The sequence below is a fragment of the Bacteroides clarus genome, assembly GCF_015555825.1.
Taxonomy (GTDB): Bacteria; Bacteroidota; Bacteroidia; order Bacteroidales; family Bacteroidaceae; genus Bacteroides; species Bacteroides clarus.
Window position 1 is genome coordinate 1 of the sequence record NZ_JADNLF010000014.1, and the last position, 18,800, is coordinate 18,800.

16 protein-coding genes and 2 tRNA genes are annotated in these 18,800 nt (G+C 41.5%); 3 read left to right on the top strand and 15 right to left on the bottom strand.

Going from position 1 to position 18,800, the window contains the following annotated elements:
* Positions 1 to 135: mannonate dehydratase (locus I2F54_RS13960; protein ID WP_195500238.1), on the top strand; the 135-nt coding region annotated here is incomplete at its 5' end.
* A 113-nt stretch (positions 136 to 248) separates the two neighbouring features.
* On the opposite strand, the gene I2F54_RS13965 is transcribed toward I2F54_RS13960, so the two are convergent.
* The 12 genes from I2F54_RS13965 to I2F54_RS14025 form a co-directional block, all read right to left on the bottom strand.
* Positions 249 to 321, bottom strand: a tRNA-Pro gene (locus I2F54_RS13965).
* Between the two features lie 17 nt (positions 322 to 338).
* Positions 339 to 411: transfer RNA gene (locus I2F54_RS13970), tRNA-Phe, on the bottom strand.
* A 581-nt stretch (positions 412 to 992) separates the two neighbouring features.
* The gene (locus I2F54_RS13980; RefSeq protein WP_229097205.1) at positions 993 to 2,450 is read right to left on the bottom strand and encodes an Ig-like domain-containing protein; all 1,458 of its coding nucleotides are present in this window, start codon (positions 2,448 to 2,450) and stop codon (positions 993 to 995) included.
* A 6-nt stretch (positions 2,451 to 2,456) separates the two neighbouring features.
* Positions 2,457 to 3,107, bottom strand: a complete 651-nt coding sequence (locus tag I2F54_RS13985; protein ID WP_195501502.1) for a hypothetical protein — start codon at positions 3,105 to 3,107, stop codon at positions 2,457 to 2,459.
* 621 nt (positions 3,108 to 3,728) lie between these two features.
* The gene (locus tag I2F54_RS13990) at positions 3,729 to 4,403 is read right to left on the bottom strand and encodes a recombinase family protein (protein ID WP_195501503.1); all 675 of its coding nucleotides are present in this window, start codon (positions 4,401 to 4,403) and stop codon (positions 3,729 to 3,731) included.
* A 115-nt stretch (positions 4,404 to 4,518) separates the two neighbouring features.
* Entirely contained in the window at positions 4,519 to 4,965 is a 447-nt protein-coding gene (locus I2F54_RS13995; protein WP_195501504.1) for a JAB domain-containing protein, read from the bottom strand.
* An 88-nt stretch (positions 4,966 to 5,053) separates the two neighbouring features.
* Positions 5,054 to 6,073, bottom strand: coding sequence for a DUF3871 family protein (locus I2F54_RS14000; RefSeq protein ID WP_195501505.1), 1,020 nt, complete (start codon positions 6,071 to 6,073; stop codon positions 5,054 to 5,056).
* A gap of 359 nt (positions 6,074 to 6,432) precedes the next feature.
* The gene (locus tag I2F54_RS14005; protein WP_195501506.1) at positions 6,433 to 7,239 is read right to left on the bottom strand and encodes a hypothetical protein; all 807 of its coding nucleotides are present in this window, start codon (positions 7,237 to 7,239) and stop codon (positions 6,433 to 6,435) included.
* A gap of 697 nt (positions 7,240 to 7,936) precedes the next feature.
* Positions 7,937 to 9,145: a hypothetical protein gene (locus I2F54_RS14010; protein ID WP_195501507.1), complete on the bottom strand. Its 1,209-nt coding sequence runs from the start codon at positions 9,143 to 9,145 to the stop codon at positions 7,937 to 7,939.
* Positions 9,146 to 9,404: 259 nt separating this feature from the next.
* Entirely contained in the window at positions 9,405 to 10,289 is an 885-nt protein-coding gene (locus tag I2F54_RS14015; protein ID WP_195501508.1) for a hypothetical protein, read from the bottom strand.
* 81 nt (positions 10,290 to 10,370) lie between these two features.
* Positions 10,371 to 11,570, bottom strand: coding sequence for a phage integrase SAM-like domain-containing protein (locus I2F54_RS14020; RefSeq protein WP_195501509.1), 1,200 nt, complete (start codon positions 11,568 to 11,570; stop codon positions 10,371 to 10,373).
* 328 nt (positions 11,571 to 11,898) lie between these two features.
* A complete protein-coding gene (locus tag I2F54_RS14025) occupies positions 11,899 to 12,900 on the bottom strand; it encodes a malate dehydrogenase (protein ID WP_087413403.1) in 1,002 nt (333 codons plus the stop codon).
* A 208-nt stretch (positions 12,901 to 13,108) separates the two neighbouring features.
* On the opposite strand from I2F54_RS14025, the gene I2F54_RS14030 reads away from it, so the two are divergent.
* Positions 13,109 to 13,957, top strand: coding sequence for a CvfB family protein (locus I2F54_RS14030; protein WP_022219383.1), 849 nt, complete (start codon positions 13,109 to 13,111; stop codon positions 13,955 to 13,957).
* Positions 13,958 to 14,076: 119 nt separating this feature from the next.
* Positions 14,077 to 14,940 (top strand): hypothetical protein, encoded by an 864-nt coding sequence (locus I2F54_RS14035; protein WP_195501510.1) that lies wholly within the window; start codon positions 14,077 to 14,079, stop codon positions 14,938 to 14,940.
* Positions 14,941 to 15,035: 95 nt separating this feature from the next.
* Here I2F54_RS14035 and I2F54_RS14040 read toward each other — a convergent pair whose 3' ends face one another.
* The 3 genes from I2F54_RS14040 to I2F54_RS14050 are packed head-to-tail and all read right to left on the bottom strand — an operon-like array spanning position 15,036 to position 18,796.
* Positions 15,036 to 16,364, bottom strand: coding sequence for a TolC family protein (locus I2F54_RS14040; RefSeq protein ID WP_195501511.1), 1,329 nt, complete (start codon positions 16,362 to 16,364; stop codon positions 15,036 to 15,038).
* Between the two features lie 29 nt (positions 16,365 to 16,393).
* Positions 16,394 to 17,500 (bottom strand): efflux RND transporter periplasmic adaptor subunit, encoded by a 1,107-nt coding sequence (locus I2F54_RS14045; RefSeq protein ID WP_009122356.1) that lies wholly within the window; start codon positions 17,498 to 17,500, stop codon positions 16,394 to 16,396.
* A 54-nt stretch (positions 17,501 to 17,554) separates the two neighbouring features.
* A complete protein-coding gene (locus tag I2F54_RS14050; protein ID WP_087426868.1) occupies positions 17,555 to 18,796 on the bottom strand; it encodes an ABC transporter permease in 1,242 nt (413 codons plus the stop codon).
* Between the last annotated feature and the right edge of the window lie 4 nt (positions 18,797 to 18,800).

The following is an 18,800-nucleotide window of genomic DNA, read 5'->3' on the forward strand; positions in this document are numbered from 1 at the left end:
CCCGACCACGGGCATCAGATGGTGGACGATTTGAAGAAGAAAACCAATCCGGGCTACTCCTGCATCGGTCGTCTGAGAGGACTGGCAGAACTGAGAGGACTGGAAATGGGAATTGCCAAATCATTGTTTGAATAGGAGATTCATGCTATGGAAATTCGTTTTTACATTGACTCCCAATCCGATATATAACGAAACTGCTAAAAATAAAATAAGCTGTTGTAAAGAAACAACAGCTTATTTTATTTGTGTCGGAATGAGGCGACTCGAACGCCCGACCCCTACGTCCCGAACGTAGTGCGCTACCAACTGCGCTACATTCCGATACCTTTTTCGAAAAGTGGTGCCACCAGGAATCGAACCGGGGACACAAGGATTTTCAGTCCTTTGCTCTACCAACTGAGCTATGGCACCATTCTTATTTTTAACTTGCTTAATTATAGCTGTTTAGCTTCATTGTCAAGTCTTTTATGTCTGTCTTTCCACTTCTGGTTTACCTCTGGGTTTACACAAGTTGTTAAGTTAATAATCTCTTGTATTTCTCTTTAGTAAAGTGTCCTTTCGTTTAAGACGCTGCAAAGGTACTCATTATTTCCTAACCTGCAAGTAAAAAAGTCCTTTGCTCCCCTGTTTTAACAATTATTTAGTGGAATGGCTATATTGTAGCCCTCTTTTATGCTGAATTGAAGAAATAGAGTGTGATTTTCACTTCATTGGATTAGCGGATAAAAGCTGCTTTGAATTGCTACTGTATTGATATGCTTCCATCTTTATAAGTGCAATCTGTGTAAACCAGTGTGTAAACCGAGAATTGAAGTATGCTTTCCAGCGATAAAAGCTATCCTTTAAACCATAATAATTTGCTGCAACATTTTAGTGAATGGGGGCTATATGGGAAGTATTCTTTAGGAATGTAGTAGCTAAAAAAAGAAACAGCATAAGAGTTTCCTCAAATGCTGCTTTTATTCTGTTTTATTTAAATTTGAATAATTTCTTTATTCCACTCTCTGATAAGAAAATTTCCTACCATTGGGTGTAACTCCGTCAGCTTCCAATTCCTGTACTGATAAAGTCATTGAATTAAGTAACAGAATATCACTGATAATCCATTCATCCTCATCACTAAACATTTCGTAAAGTTTCTTACCGTCTATCTTGTACTTACCTACCTCTTTGTAAGTTCCACTCCCTGTGTATTCAAATGTGCCATCATTCTTATAAGTTACATGGGTGGCAATGGCATTGCCGCTTGTCATTTTCCATTTGCCTACAATCAAAGAAGTGTAATCATCCTGCTTCTTTGTCACAGTAACAATCGCAGTCGTACTGAAACCGCCATCTTCTGTTGTTACTGTGATATTCACTTCACCTGCTGAATTGGCTGTAACCAAACCATCTTGATTTACACTTGCAACAGCTTCATTAGAACTGCTCCATATAACTTTCTTGTTAGTAGCATTATCGGGCTGTACAGTAGCTATTAATTGGAATGTTTCACCTTGCTTTAGACTAACAGACTGCTCATTAATTGATATGCCTGTAACCTTTACTTCGTCAGTAACAATCTTACCATTATCTATATTGATTTTAAATGTAAAGTCCTTTTTAGTTCCATCAAAGAACAACACTTCACACCTGTATTCCCAAACATTGGTTGCATTACCAGTCAAAATATAAGTCCGCTTGGCATTGGATGGAATATCAAAAGGGGCTGTGATGGGTGTTTCCCAAACTGTTGTAGCATCCTTAAAGTTATATCTACAGAAAGCTCCTTTCTCAATGTACCCACCATTAGCATAATAGCTTCGTATAATTAAGCCATCTACGTGAGATAGCAATGTGGTATTCTCACTGTCAATCCGTGGTGTTTCCTTTGCTTCATAGATAATTGAACCTAAGTCGGAGTAGCAACAGTTATCTATAAATATAGATTCTTGAAACCAGTCTTTTGGCACAGAGCCATTCTTCAATAGCTCTGTACGGTTAGTTTCATTGCCAAAAGTAAAGATGTGCTGACGATAATAATCATTTAAAGACACAGTCACTATATTGCCTGAGGGTGTCTTTTTATAGAAAGCGGGGAAGAATTTGTTTACCCGTATGGTATCATATTCGCCATAACCTTTATGAATAACTTGTATGGTATCAGTTTCCTCTTTGTCTATCCATTCAAATTTGATTCCTTTAGTTTCTGTCTTTTCATAAAGAGCAAACCAAAGGTGCTTAGCGTTTAAACCTGTAAACAGAATGGTTGATTCAAACTCGGCATATCCTCTACAGGTTATTCTATGATTACCACCAACATATTCATCGAATAGTTTATCTATTTTAGAAGACTCACTTGGATTATGATTCTCTATAGGTTTAATATCTAATTCATCATCCCCACAGGAACTAAATCCTGCACACACTGCAACCAATAATGAGGTTGCTAATAATTTAAATGTTTTCATCTTTTTTTATTTTAGTTTGATAATCCCAAGTCTTAATGCTTCTTCTGCATCAAAATATTTGCACGATAAAGTCCGTTCATTATAATTCCCATATAACATTGCTATTGCATAATGTATTCCACAATATAATTCAAAATATGTCTGAAAATCTTTTGTGCATGGAACTTCTGTGTATGATTCTTTATTTGAGTACTTTTGTACCAAGTCAAAATCTATGCAATCAAGTGTTGGGAAATATTGTATTCCTTTTATTAGATATTCTCCTTGTTGATATGGTATATTCATATAGGTGTTCTGAGGTGTAAAAGATTCAAATATTAAAACTCCTCCATCTCCATATATGGGAGGATTCGCATATTTAAAGCAATTACAAAGCTCTTTGAATTGTTGAGAACATAGATAATCATATTCGTTCTGTTTTAATGCTTTATGCGAACAAGCATGTATGCAATTATAGAAAAACCTTACTTTTTCCCATTCCTTAAGAGCTTGGTCTATTTTTATTTCTTCTTTTGTAATAGTTCCTCTACAAGTATATTCTATATAAGCAGTAGCAAAAGGGCTATATTTCCCCAAAATAGTTGATGGCATATATAACCTACATTGAGTATCAAAGAACAATGGATGATTTAAGCTCATTCTTCTAATTAAATCCATAATCTAAATGTAATATAACCTTACCTATTCCCTATGGATAAGCTGTTACAATAAAAAAGGTGTGGGAACACTATTTGCTTTACCCTTGTAACTGGCTCTCGCATTGCCTTTGCTGTGGATAAAACAATAGCGACCCACACCAAAGGGCATATAGAAACCTCACAACTATGAGGTAGGTATATATCCAAGTGTGGGTGCTACTGCTATCATCTTCACAGCGTTTCAAATTTGCGAGATTTGTTACAAGAAGATAATTTCAATAACACCTTTCGTTAAATATGTCCTTCCAACTCCCTAACGCATTAGTTTATTGGAATTGGTGCAAAGATAGCGAAAGGTTTCAAATCATTAGATATGAAGTGAGGATAAATAGTAGATTTCCTGCCCTCAAACATAGTCTGCATGAGATATTTAGTCAGAATTGTATCTGAACTCTGTAAATCCATGTGGGTATCAAAATGATAATTTCCCTTATAAGAACTGAATATTAGAAATTGTTACCCACATGGATTTATAAAGCTAAAGTTAATATCTCCGTCTGAATTAGAGGGTAGGACAAATTCAGATTGGGGTGTACAAGACTGACCTTGCTCTAAATTTGTCCTGCCTTTCAAAGTGACTTCACGACATCAACCCTGCTCTAACAAGTAACCTCTTGACTTGTGTAATCTGAAACTTGCATCCCTTAGATGTAACAAAGCCTTGCTCATTCAACAGACAAGTCATTTCGGACAATGATTTGCCTTGCATTGATAATGACCGTAACAGTGCTATCGCTCTCATGTTATTTGGATTGTTAGTTGCCTTAGCCTTGTTGGTAATGATACTATGCTGAACAGCTTGTTCAAATTTGTTCATCAAGTTCTCAGATTTTCCAAGCTGCACACCCCTTGCTTTCTTGGCTTGAAGTGATTGTTTGGTTCTCTGACTGATTAACCCTGCTTCATATTCAGCTATGCTGCTGATAATATGCAAAATTAGTCTGTTGGCTTGGGGAAAGTCGCAGAACACAATCTCAACATCACTCTCCAACAGCTTTGAAGTAAACGCTACATTCCTTGACAGTCTATCCAATTTGGCTACAATCAGAATAGAGTCCGTTTTCCTGCACATTGCCAAAGCTGCAAGAAGTTGAGGTCTGTTAGACTTCTTCCCACTCTCCGTTTCAATGTATTCAGCAAGTATGGGCTTATGCTTTACATGGTTGTGTATAATTTCCCTTTGGGCTTCCACACCAAGACCAGAGATTTGCTGCTTCATGGTGGATTGCCTTAGATATGCTATGTATGTCTTCATAATTTACATTTATTAATAGTTGGTTACAAATGCTGAATGTTCGTTCAGCTTATGTAAGTAAGGACACCCAACTTAAAAATTGAATGTCCTTTACCTTGTTATATATAAGAACAGCTTACAACTGTCCTTCATCAGAGAAACTGTAATATCCTACATCTGTAAGAATGAGGTGGTCTGTTACTGAAATTCTCATAAGTCTTGCAGTATCCTTGACCTGCTTAGTAATCTCCATATCCTGCCTACTTGGTTTCAGATTACCACTTGGATGATTATGCGCAAGGATAATGGCTACTGAATTGGTGAGCAATGCGGCTTGTAGAATCACTCTTATATCAGCACAAGTTTCAGTAATTCCACCCTCTGAAATGAGAGTGTAGCCTAAAACTTGGTTGGCTTGGTTTAGGAACAAGACTTTGAAATATTCCTTGTAACAGATTGTACCCTCTTTATATGTAGGGAGTAAGTATTTATAAGCGTCCTCTGAACTGACAATTTTATGCAAACTCTTGAATTTGGGTTTGTAGGATAGTTCCACTTCTCCCACTGTATAATCTATATCCATAATGTATAATGTTTAATAAGTTGGTAGAAATAAAGAAAGGACAACTAACTTAATAGCTGCCCTTTCCTCTCTCAATCAATAAGCCCATTTAATCAATGAACCACTTATATCTCTCGTCACCATGCAAAGCCGCATTGATTCCAACTGCCATTTCAGTAGCATTTAATGAACGGTCTAAGAATGAATCAATATAGCTTGACTTGTTAGTTCCTGTAAGCAAGTTGTAGAACTTCCACATATTAAGCTCGCTTCCAAAGCCGCCAAAATTATTGTCGTGAATGTATGCTTTGGCTACGCTGTTAATTTGCGTATCAGTAAGCAACATTCTTGGCAGTGCCTTTTGATAGCCTGTTGGCAAGCATTGGTAAAGTCGCATCTTGCCTATTATCTGTGCGAATTGGTGTTCACTCATGGAAGTGTTGCCTAATTGCTGCATCAGATAAAGATGCTTGGCAGGATTGTAGTTGTTGAACAGTTCCAATGCTGCACGATAGAGTTCACTTGTACTGCTCACTCTCAAATCATCCTTGTAGCCATTGGTGAAGATGCACATATTGCAACAAACTTGGTTTTTGAAGCCAATTGCAAGACGGAACAACTCTGGAACTTTCTTGCTATATAAGTTCATCTGATTATAAGCCCTCACACCTACGATGGAAAGATTGAGCTTGTTTCCACCAACCGTTTCATAGATGGTAGGAACATCAATGCTGAAAGCTGCTCTCTCATAATAGATGGTCTTGTCAGATTCCAAAAGTTGATTGGCAGGTTTGTGGATGGCTGCTGGGATTCTGCCTTTGATAATGTGGCTCACACGAATGTCTGCCTGTTTCACTTTCTCACCACTAAAGAATGATTGGGCTGCATCCTGTATGGTTTCCACAAATGCAGCATGGTTAATGGTCAGTTCGTTGTCTTTAGAGAACACAGGGGTAATGCAGTCATGTTTCAGATGATGCAAGGTTGCTTCCTGTGTGTTGGCTTCAATGAAATGGTTGGCAGGTCTTACAGGTTCATCCACGATGATTGTTGCTTCCTCTGCATATTCACCCAAATTCATTCTCTCACGGTTCTGTGCCATAGCTGGCATGATAACTAAATTTCTCATAATGATAAATTGTTTAAATGATTATTGATTGGTTTAACTCTGGAATTGGTAAAGTTCCTATCGCCTTGGGTTGCCCCATAACGATTTTGACTTTACTACAATTCGCTGAATTACATTTAAGCGTATTACAGTTAGACTGTATTACCATTATGTCTGTATTGTGTATCGCTTTAAGAAGTCTATGAATGATGTGAGGTGAATAGTAAAATTTATAATGGTTGAGGGGGTGGGTGGCTATCTATCAATTCTCATTTTCCTTTTACTTGGTGAGAGGGGGCTAAAATAGTGGTATGGTATCTCGTACAACATTTTGGTGATTGGGGCTATAAAGTCCATTCTTCACCTTAATTGTTGTCATATCATAAGTATAAATCTGCCAGTTCTTCCTTGTCCTTTATCTCTTGCTTCCTGCCTACCAGCCCACTTGATAATGATTTCATAAGAGCGTGCATATCCTTAACTCCCTCAAAGTTTTTCTCCTTGTATTTCTTATAAATCATGCACTCCCTTGAAATGGGGTTTCCTCTGCTCTCGTTAAATGCTATCATGTGTTCAAAGACAGCTTTCACTTCTTCCACATATTTATCTTTGGGTAGGTCTATTATAAGACCTTTGGCTTTTAAAATGATTGAATCTCCAACTTCATCCAATAAGTCCATATCCCTTAGTTGGTCTATATATTTATCCATAGTACCATGCCCCATGTGAATTAGCTCTTTCAGTTTTCTTACAGATAAGGTAATAGTATGGCTGTGTGGCTCTGCTGCACTGAACAGTTTAAGGATGAATCCTCTGAGTTTTAAATCCAAAGTATTGTTATATGAATCGTAAAACTCTCTGTTGATTCTTCTGTAATGCCCAAAACTGACAGGAAAGAATATATAATCAGTCCAAGTTCTATCTTTCTTACCACTGTCTTTATTCTGTATGCTGACTTCTCCTGTGGCTCTTAACTTGTCATTGAATGATTTGGAACTCTTACCACCTTTATAGTTGGCAGGTTTATCACCAACAAATGATGCAAGTTGGTCTATCGTGGTGTCAGTGGTCAATGTATATTTGTCTGCTGTCAATAGTAGCACGTATGTCCTATAAACATCAGCACAACCTAACTTTTGAATCAGATTGTTGCTCATTACTGTATATTCCTTGAATGGTAGCTTCATAAGGCAATCGCTCAATATGTTTAATTAAAATGATTTGGTTGGTCTTTAATAAGAATCTCATTTTAGAAGAACTTAATCTGTTGGATTTCCTAAGTTCGCTCAGCCTGTCATAAAAATTGTTGTTATAAATCCACATATCATTGGTATTAGTCACTCCCAGCTTACAGATTACCTGTGCGGTGTCCGTTAGGACATTGCATGGGTCTTATTGGATTGTAGCGTAGGAATGTAGAGAGGGGGTGTTTAGGCACGGGGTAAAAAGTGAATAAGCACACCACAAAGATTTAACAATATGAATCTCTCTGCTTCAAATTTTATCTTGTCAGTAAGCCAACTTCTGCAATGAGATATAATAGGTAGTAACCTTTCCATTTTTCTTTCTCCTTGTTTTTAGATAGTTATTAAGATTAGCCCACAATCCAATATGAACCTTGTTATCTTTTACTCCCTGTTTAAGAGCCTTAGCCCTTATCTGTTCATAAGTAAATTCTTCCATTTTAGATATTCTGAATAGTTTGTAGTCCGTCAATCTGTGTGGTGGGATTATCCGCTTGTAGTACTGTAAAAGTAGTAATTCCATAAGTGGGGAACTAATGATAAGACCACACATTTAAGAATCAGACTGTAGATTATTCAGAATGTCTAAGAGCTTGAGGAGAGTAAGCCCACCTGTCACATGGGCTTTATTATTGATGGCTTATGCAGCCTGTTCTTCCTTAATCACTCCATGATTCTTTAGGTATTGAGTGAGCATTTCAGAATAGATAGCGTTCACATGGTCTGACTTCACTTTATTTATAATCTTAATGCTGTCCTCATTCAATGTCTTTATGGTACTTAGAGTTTCATCCAATCCAATCTTCTTGTTTCCACCATTCGGTGCGTAATTGGCAAGTTGGGTGATTGCATCAATCATGTAGCGATGTCTGATAGTGTCCTTAGAAATCTTCATGTCAGTTAAAGTCTTGATAATTGTATCGCCTACTGTCAAGTCATATTCTTCAAGTTGGGTTTCACAAACTCCCAGCATGGCACTGTTCCAGACTTTCAAACTCAGTGTTTTACCCAAATTATAGTATTTGGTGATTACGCTGATGTTTGCTTTCAGTTCCAATGCCTTTTGGAACACTTTATTAAAGAACTCCTGTTGAGTGGCTAATGCTGCGTTACCTGCTTTCTCCAATCCGTTAAATCCACGACTTAACACATTGTTTACTCCTCTGTACTTGCCAAACTCTTGTAAAGATGTGAACTCTTTGATTCTCACATTTTCTATAATGAGTTTTGTATCATCCTTGACTATGGCATTGAGGTTGTGCTCATGGTAGCTTGCCCATTGCCAATATCCGTTTGCAGTATCAACAGGAACATAGACATTGGGAGTGCCTTTAGGTACGATGTTCCCGTTAAGGTCTTTCAGTTCAATGTCCGCGTTGTAAAACAGGGTGGCTTCTGTGATGTAGAGAGGAACTTTATCAAATTTTTCATTGGTTATCAAGTCCTTGCCACATTCGATGTTTACCTTGCTTACTGCCATGCTGTAAACAGATGTAGCGATGATGATTTCCTTTTCCTCTTTAGTGAAGACTACCTGTTTGTTTGTATTCTTGCTCTCATTCCACAATTCCACTTTAGATGTTGGAAGTTCCACCTTTTTAAGTGCTTCAAGATATGCGGTTTCAGCCTTACCTACATTGACCTGTGCGGACTTCTTGATATTGGCTTCTGCATCCTTGTTGGCTTCAAGCACGCTCTTGGCTTTCATCAAATTCTGACGGGCTTCTTCTACTGCTTGCATCTTAACTTCTGCTGATGTCATTCTTACTTCTTCCATATTATTGTTCTGATTTAAAGATTCAACTTCATTCTTCACTCTCTCTTCGGTTACATTTGTTAATTCTGCCATAATTTTAATCTTTTAAATTGTTATTATTCATTCAGTGCAACCGTCAAACCTATGCGCACTTGGCTTTCTGATTACGCTGCAAAGGTGGGAACTTTGGAGAAGATTAAAGGAGAGTAAAATTTTGAGGATTTTGGTTCTCCCTTAACTTGCTGCCTTACAAGTTCTGTCCCTTTGACACTGCAAAGGTGGGGAGAAACCGTGAGGATAAGAGAGAGTAAAAAATAAGGGAGATGTTATTCTCCCTTAGACGATTATTCTATTAATATATTCTGTTTCTGACATTTGTCAGTTTGCTCTTATTGCTTAGATAGCCTTTTAATGTGCGCTCATTCACATAAAATTCCTCATTCTTGGAGATTCCTGTCAGATAAATAAGCCTTGATATTAAGAATGTAACATTGTAGGAAATCTTACTGTTCCTGCTTCTTCGTTTTTGTTTTGTCATTATTCCGTCAGGAAATGGCTGCAACATGGACTTGAATAATAGGGTAAAATAGCATATTTGGCTATTATTGGATTCCGTGTTGCTTGTGTCTTTCAAGGGAACTTCGCACATTGCTATCATATCTTCCAATTCCATATCGCAGAGTGATTGGAAGCTCTTTTCACATAAGGACAACAAGTAACCAATGGTATTGGGGTGCTGTATGGTCTGCACTTCCTTACCATTTATTTGAATGGATAATGTGATGTCTTCACTGAATTGCATTTGGTCTGTCAGTGGATTCTCTCCAACTGCCTTATATTGAGATAGCAGTTTGATAAGGCTGTTCAGTTCACCTATGGGTGACGGAGCAAGTTCTTGGGCATTGAAACATTGTCCTTGTGTATAATCCAAAATAAAGAGGAGTAGAAACCAAAACTTGTCTGAATCTATTTCCAAACCAGCAAGGGTTGGTTGTATCTCTTTGTTCTTCTTATATTCTTCATAGGTTAGTGGCATTTTTATAAGCCTGTTATTGTATCGTTCCTTAAAAGTGGGCATAGCTTCACTTCCTTCTAATATTTCTCCTTTTACTTTTTTAGGAATGGCAGGGTGTATCAGCATGGCAAGTTGCCAAACATAATCTAATATATCTTCTTCCTTTGCATCAAAAGTAGGGTAAACTGTATCTATATTGGTAAATTTATCTATTGGGTTCATATCCTTATGTGTAATGGTTATATATGCAAAGTTAAAAAATAATCCCCACCTGCAATTTGCTGCAAGTGGGGAATTATTGGCTTAGAGTAAATTCTTCATCGCTTCATCCATCTGCTCATTTCCAAAACTGTCCAGATAGACCTGCGTTATCTTCTCTGAACTGTGTCCTAATGATTCGCTTATGATGGAAGTTGCTACTCCTGCTTTTTTCAACACTGTGGCATGGCTGTGTCGTGCAACGTATGTGGTCAGAGTGACGGGTATCTCCAAATCTTTGCCAATCTTTTTCAATCTATTGTTCACATTGGAGATAATCTTATGCACCCTGTTGAACTTCTGCTGCTCCGTCTTATGGTATGCTTTCAGAATGGGGAACAGATAAGGGTTGCCATCGTCATGGTACTTTTCAATCAGTTCTATGGCTTTGTCCTGCAAGGGTAGCTGGATTAGTTTTTTGGTCTTGTGTCTGATATAGACCAGTCTGTTATCCATCATGTTCTCTTTGGTGAGGGTTGAAATATCCACAAAATTGATTCCTCCCATGATGTAGGAGAATGTGAATATGTCTATGGCAAACTGCACCAACGGATTATCTGTCTTGTATTCTATGATTCTGCTAATATCTTCTTTGGATATGGCACGTTTGGCAGTTTCCTGTTGCAGTTTGGCAATTTTGAATTTTCTGAACGGATAATGTTCCACCTTGACAATATTCTCGTCTATGGCGATGTTGTACATGGTGCGTATATCCACAAATTTGCCTTTGATGGTATTGGAAGCCAGTCCTTGCTTGCGTAGCCATGCCTCATATCTTTTCAACCAAGAAACGTCTATATCCACGAAATAGATATTCAAATGCTTGTTGAACTCCAAGAGTGAATTGTAGGTCTGTTGGATGGAAAGCATATAGCTCAATTTCTGCGCTTGTTTCAATAGGTTCATTTGTTCTACAAACACTTCTCCAACAGTTTTCACCTTGTTGGGCTTGCTTACTTTCTCCACCAGACTTGTTGCTGTGAAGTCCCTGCTCATGGATTTCAGCTCAATAATCTGCGCTGAATATTCCTGCACTTTTTGGGCTATCAGAGAATCTATGTATTCTTTGTTGGGACATTGCGGTTTGGGAGCGTTCCTATTAAAGTCCCAATAGGCAGGATTGACGGATATTCCAAGACTGATGTACTTGCGTTTCCTGTCTTTGCACACTCTCACCATCAGAGGTGATTCATTGTTTTTAAGCACTTTTGATTTGTAGCAAATCACGTTTACAGTAGCATTCACGGTTTACACGCTGGTTTACACAACCTGCTTCAAGCCCCTGTAAAACCGTCATTGTGGAAGATAAAAAAAAGTTGCTCTTTTGAAGCAACTCTCATATAATCAAGTAGTTAATATCTTTTGCAAGTGTCTCACGCATGGATTTTCAGTCCTTTGCTCTACCAACTGAGCTATGGCACCTTTTTCGTTTGCGGGTGCAAAGATAAAGAGATTTTTTTATACTACAAGGCTTTTTGAGGAAAAATATTAGAAAAATCCCCTTTGTGACTTTCTAAATAAGGACAAAGGGGATATTCGTATTATTTATCGGTATAGATTTCCGCGTAATCGTCTAATCTATATTCGGATTTATGCTGTGCCAATCCTTAATCGGCGGTAACACCCCCATTCCGATAACTTCATCACGCAGCTTACAGAGATGTTCGTAGCTTTCTTTCAGTTTGGCCTCCTCTTCGGGAGTACCTTTCAGCTCTTTATAATGTACGCCGTCCTTATTGATTTCGGTTTCCATGGCCATCATGATATGGTCGAAACCGTGACTGTGCACGTATGTACCTGCCGGCCAGCGGAAAGGCTTTCCACCCATGGCGGCGGCAATCATTTCAATGGAAACATAGGCAGGGCTTTGGAACGAAGAGCGACCACGTAAGGCGATAATGTTAGCGCCGCCTTTGGTAACTTTGGTTTGTATCTCTGCCCATTGTTCCTTTGTCAGGGCGGGAGTGCCGATGATGTCCGGCAACGGTTTTCCATCCACTTTGGCGGTAGAGGCATATACGGCCATTTGTTCGCCATGCCCGCCGTACGTACGGCAGTTCTCTATTTTATCGGGAGCAATTCCGAAGTGTTTGGAAAGCTCGCTGCGCAGACGGGTGCTGTCGAGAGCGGCCAGTGTTGTAACCTGAGATGGCTTCAACCCTGAATACAATAACGTAATCAAGCCGGTAATATCCGCAGGGTTAAAGATGACAACCACGTGCTTCACATCCGGGCAGTAAGCTTTTACATTTTTTCCGAATTCTTCGGCGATGGCAGCATTGCCTTTCAGCAAATCTTCGCGGGTCATGCCGGCTTTACGGGCAGCACCACCGGAAGATACTACGTATTTGGCGTCGGTCAAGGCTTCTTTGATGTCGGATGTGAATGTAAGGTTCAAACCTTCGAATCCGCAGTGGAACATTTCTTCCGCTACACCCTCCAGTCCGGGAGCATAAGGATCGTATAAACAGATGTTCGGAGTGAGGTGCATCATGATTGCGGTCTGCGCCATATTGGAGCCAATCATACCGGCCGCACCTACAATGGTCAGTTTTTCGTTTGTAAGAAATTCCATAATTATATTGTTTAAAGATGAATAACAAGCGCTTTTGTTGATTGCTATGTTACAAAGATAACCGTTTTCAGGCGGAGTTGTTCATATAAAAAAGTTATCTTTTAGAGTGAAAAGTTATTCCTTATCTTTATCTTTGCGCTGAATGCCGGGATAAGTTGTGCGCCGTTGTGCATTATCCCTGCTGTAAACGTTACGAAATATAATTTATATGAGCATAGAGTTAGGGAAGTTCAATACTTTGAGGGTGGTGAAAGAGGTCGATTTCGGAATGTATCTGGATGGCGGTGAAGAAGGAGAGATTCTGCTTCCGTCGCGTTATGTGCCCGAAGAGTGCAAGCCGGGAGATGAGTTGACTGTGTTTATCTACCTGGATAATGAAGAACGGCTGGTAGCTACCACGTTGACGCCGCTGGTGCAGGTCGGGCAATTCGCTTGTCTGGAAGTGGCATGGATAAATCAGTACGGCGCTTTCCTCAACTGGGGATTGATGAAAGATTTGTTTGTCCCTTTCCGTGAGCAGAAGATGAAGATGCAGGTTGGGAAACGATATGTAGTCCATGCGCATCTGGATGATGAAAGCTACCGGATTGTAGCCTCTGCGAAAGTAGACCGTTACCTGTCGAAAGAAAAAGCGCCTTATGCACCCGGCCAGGAAGTCAACATACTTATCTGGCAGAAAACGGATTTAGGTTTCAAGGCTATCATTGAGAACCGATATAGCGGCTTATTGTATGAAAGCGAAATATTTCAGCCCCTGCATACGGGCATGATGCTGAAAGCCTATGTAAAGCAGGTACGTGAGGATGGTAAGATTGACTTGATACTCCAGAAACCGGGTCAGGGTAAAGTGGAAGATTTTGCGACCACCTTGTTGGACTATATCCGCGAACAGGGAGGACACATTACCTTGCATGACAAGAGCCCTGCCGAAGATATTTACGATACATTCGGTGTCAGCAAGAAAACCTTTAAGAAAGCAGTTGGCGATTTATATAAAAAGCATCTGATATCGTTGCAGGAGAATGGCATCGAGCTGGTAAATACCTCTAACCCCTAATTGCGATAGGGTTTTCCCTATAACATATTAGAGAGAAACAAAAGGATAGGGGAAAATATTCCCCTATTTTTGTTTTTACTAAAGAACCGATGGAATATAAACTTGTAAAGAACGCTACCATGAAACGAATATTATTTATATTATTTGCCGCAATAACGAGTACCGCTGTTTGCCATGCGGCTATGAGTAACAGTAAAGTGCGTAAAGAGACACGCTTCCTTACGGATAAGATGGCCTATGAGCTGAAACTGAATACGGAACAGTATAATGATGTGTACGAAATCAATTATGACTTTATCTCGGGTATACGGTATTTAATGGACGATGTCTTGAGGGGGGAAGAATGGGCTTTGAATCGTTATTACGATTATCTGGATATACGTAATGACGATTTGCGCTGGGTGCTGAGCAGCAGACAGTATTCCCGTTTCATGCAGGCCGCTCATTTTTTCCGTCCGGTCTATGTGAGTGGCGGACGATGGTCTTTCCGGATTTATGTTACTTATACCAATCCGAATCATTTCTATTATCCGCGTCCTTACCATTATCGTACTTACTGTGGCGGACATTATCGTACCCATTATCAAAATGTAAGTTACTATCGGGGAAGGCACAATCATCCCACTTATAACGGTTCTTTCCGTATCCGTGATAACAAATCGTACCACACGAGCCGCCGTTCTGATTTCGGCTCGGTTAATATCCGCCCCAACTCCGGTACACGCCCTCGCGTGGAACAGTCCAATCGCCGTCCTGCCGCCAACGGCCCGACACGCCGTTCCGATGCCGGGAAAGAAGTGAATGCGCCGAAACGGGAACAGAGTACTCAAAAAGAAAGCGTAAGGCGCGGTAGCTCTAAAAGGCAGGTGGAGAGCAATAGCAGTTCACGCAGAAGCGGCGGTTCTTCTTCCTCTTCTACGCGTACGACACGTTCTTCTTCCCGTTCGTCGGAAAAAAGTAATGGAACGTCAAGACGAAATTAAACTCTTGTCTGTGTGACTTAACTGACAAAAGCCCCTTTCCCTCTGTATACGCAGAAGAAAAGGGGCTTATCAACACACAACAACTAAAATTATATTTATTCGATAGGCTCCCCTTTATAAAAGTCCAGTATCTTGGTACGGAAGAGGTACTCATATTTGGCCTGGAGTTCGTCGGATTGCGCTTTCATTAAGTTCTGCTTTGCCTCATTATATTCTACGGCATTCGCTTTTCCGTTCTCGTACTTCTCGCTCATCAACTTAAAGGATGCCTTGCTCGCCGAGGCTGCCGTACTGCTGCTTGTATACTTGCTCTCGGATGCTGCCGCATTGTACCATGCTTGCTGAATTTCTTTGTAGAGGTTCTTTTTGGCATTATCCAGTTGCAAAGAGTAGTTCTCGCGTTGCAGGCGGGCTGTACGTACCCGGTTGCGTGTAGCCAGTCGGTTGAAGATAGGTACGCTCAGATTGAAACCGATGTATTTGTTGAAGTTATCACTCATCTGCTGACTGAAAGTCCGGTTGATGGTCGAATAGTAGTTCGTACCGAGGCTTCCGTTGAAACTCAGTTGCGGATAATAACCGCTTTGGGCGATTCGGATACTGTGTTTGCTTCCTTCCAGACGATACTGCGCAGCTTGTATAGAAGCCTTGCTGCCCAATGCTATCTGGAAAATTTCATCCGGCGGAGTTAGAGGAGTGAGCTCTATCTTTACGGCGGGCTCTTCCAAAAGGAAACCTTCCGGTGTTTCCAACTCGATAAGTTGGCTGAGGTCGAGTAATGCCAGCCGGTAATCATTGTTCGCTTGTACCGCGTTCATCTCATCCTGCGCTACACGCGCTTTGGCTTCGGCGACTTCTGCCGGAGAGGCTTTCCCTACTTCCGCCAACCGCTCTATACGGTTGTACTGTTCTTTGCTCAGTTCCACTTGTCCTAAGGATACCCGGTACAGTTCCTCATTGAATAATACCTGCAGGTAGACTGAGGCTATGTTGATGGAAATATCTTCTTTGGCTTTCTCCAAGTCGGCAAGGGCGGCTTTGAGGTTTAGCTTGGCCAAAGCATATTGGTTGGGTATCTCGAGCCCGGTAAATAGCGGAATGCTGGTAGAAACGGACATGTTTGTGCCGTGACTGCCCGTGTTGACATATACAGTGGAGTAATCGCCGGTATTTTCGTCCTTGATTGCCGTCTGCGTACGTCCCCAGTTCCAGTTTTGTCCGGCACTGGCATTAAGGTTCGGCAGCCGTGCCCATTTGGCGGTATTTACTTCAACATTACTTTGTTCGGCGGCATTGGCTGTCTGGCGGATGTCGATATTATGTTCGATGGCGTAGTCTATGCATTGGCGTAATGACCAACGGTCTTGAGCCTGAATTTGCATACAAGCCAGCATAGCCAGAGATATGCATATATTTCTCTTCATGGTGTTCCTGATTCTTCTGATGGTGAGGGTTATTTATCTTTCTTTTCGGCGCCACGTACCTTGTCTTTGGCGGTCAGACCGCTCTTGACGGCTATCTTGATGCCGTCGCTCATGCCCACCTCTATTTGCCGGCGTTTGAACTTCTGTTGGGGTACACTGTCGGTCAACACATATACGAAGGTGCTGTCGCCGCTGAATTCAACCGTGCTTTCCGGCAACGCGAGCGTCTTTTGGGCACGTTCCAGTACAATTTCCGCATTGGCGGAATACCCTGAACGGATTTGTACGCTATCCGGCGCTTGAACGGCCGCTTTGATTTCAAACTGGTTGGCGCCGTTTTCTTCCACTCCTTTCGGAGATATGTATTCCAGTACGGCATTGAATGACAGGTTTTGCAGTGCCCCGATAGTCAGTTTCACCGGCATGCCTTCGTGTACGCGTCCTACTTCGGTCTCGTCCAGATTACCCCGGAAGATAAGGTCGTTCATATTGGCAACGGTAGCGATTGTTGTTCCGTCGTTGAAAGTGTTACTCATAATAACGGAGTTGCCGACTTTGATGGGTACATCCAAAATCAGTCCGGTGATGGTGGAACGAATCAGTGTGCTGCTGAATGAAGCGCTGTTCTTGGTGATACCTTCCTTTACGATTTCCAGATTATCTTTGGCCGTTTGCAGTTCTTCCCGTGCCTGCTTTACGTTCACCTCGCCCTTTTCGTATTCTTCGTTGCTGATGAGCTTGTCATTAAATAACTTCTCGATGCGCGCAAAATCCGTTTCGGCTTGCTTGGCGTTGATTTCAGCCAGGCGGACGCGACTTTCGGCGGAGTTCAGCGTACCCAGTTCGGGGATGACCTTTACTTTGGCAATCACTTCACCTTGCTTCACGCTTTGTCCGGCTTCTTTATATACTTCGGAAATGATACCGGAGATTTGCGGTTTGATGAGTACTTCATCTCTCGGCTCCACTTTCCCGGTAGCCACGGTTGTCTTTTCCAAATCGGCTGTTTCCGGGACGATGGTCTCATATACTTTTACCTTAGGCTGTGACTTCTGATATAAGAACACGAATGTCCAGATAAATATGGCAGCTACCACTACCAACGACGCGATTTTCAGATACTTCTTTGTTTTCATCTTATTATTGTATTATTGTTTTATTTCTCTACGTTATCACCCTGTCACCTCGTATCACTCATCCCTTATCGCCTCAATCGGCTTGATGACCATTGCACGGTAGGCGGGCGCCAGTCCCGCCAATACTCCCAATGCGATGAGGAGGGCGCAGGTGCCGATAGCCAACCCGAAGGACACCTGATAATGCGTCTTGATTATTCCCGGTTCATTCGCCGCGCTTTCCAGTATTTGCAGCACAAGGACGGCAAAAGAGATGCCTGCCATACCGGCTGCGGTGGTCAGTACCATGCTTTCCGAAAGGATTTGTTGCAGAATGTCTTTGGGACGGGCGCCGATAGCACGCCGTATGCCTATCTCCGTAGTGCGTTCCCTTACCGTAACCATCATAATGTTGGATACGCCGATGGCGCCGGCAAACAGGGTACCCAAGCCTACCATCCAGATAAGGATGCGCGTGCCTGTCATCAGGGTATCCATCATGGAGAACATTGCCTCTGCGTTAAGGAACATGACCGCTTGTTTGTCGTCCGGTGAGATATAATGGGCGGCTTTGACAAGACGTTCTATCTCCGGTTCTACATCCGTAACCTTTACTCCCGGTTTCATGATAAAGCATACGACATCTATTCTTTGTCCCAGGTTGTACGTTTGCTGCATCGTTGTGAAAGGCAGGGTGACGGCTTCCGAAGCCTGTCCCTGTATGTTGACGTTACCTTCGGAAGAGCACATGCCGATGACACGGTAGTAAATGCCGTTTACCCTGATATATTTTCCGCAGGGGTCCTCACCCGGTCTGAAAAGACTTTCGTACACGCGCTTGCCTATGACGCATACCTTTCGCGCTTCCCGTATATCCACGTCATTGATAAAGCGGCCGTAGGTCATTTCCTGATGTTCTACCTGTTCGTACTCGGGGTACAAGCCTTTGACGCTGCATTCGTATTTGTTTTCGCCGTAAACGGCTGTTTGTCCCCAAAGAGCGAATGACGGAGTGGCTATCTTTATTCCGTCGATGCCGCGCACCCGTTCCACATCTTCCAATTCCAAGTCCCACCGGCGGCCTTTGCGGAATCCCTTATAAGCCTCACTCGTCTTTTGCGCGGCGATAAATCCGGAGTTGGTGGCAAAGCCCTCGAACTGCGATTTCATTTTCTCCTGCATGCCTTGTCCGCCGCCGATGAGTGCCACAAGCATAAAGATGCCCCAAAACACCCCGAAGGCCGTCAGCAGGCTGCGCGTCTTGTTTCTTGTTATCGTGACGAGGATTTCCTCGCACGTATCCATGTCTATTCTCATAATC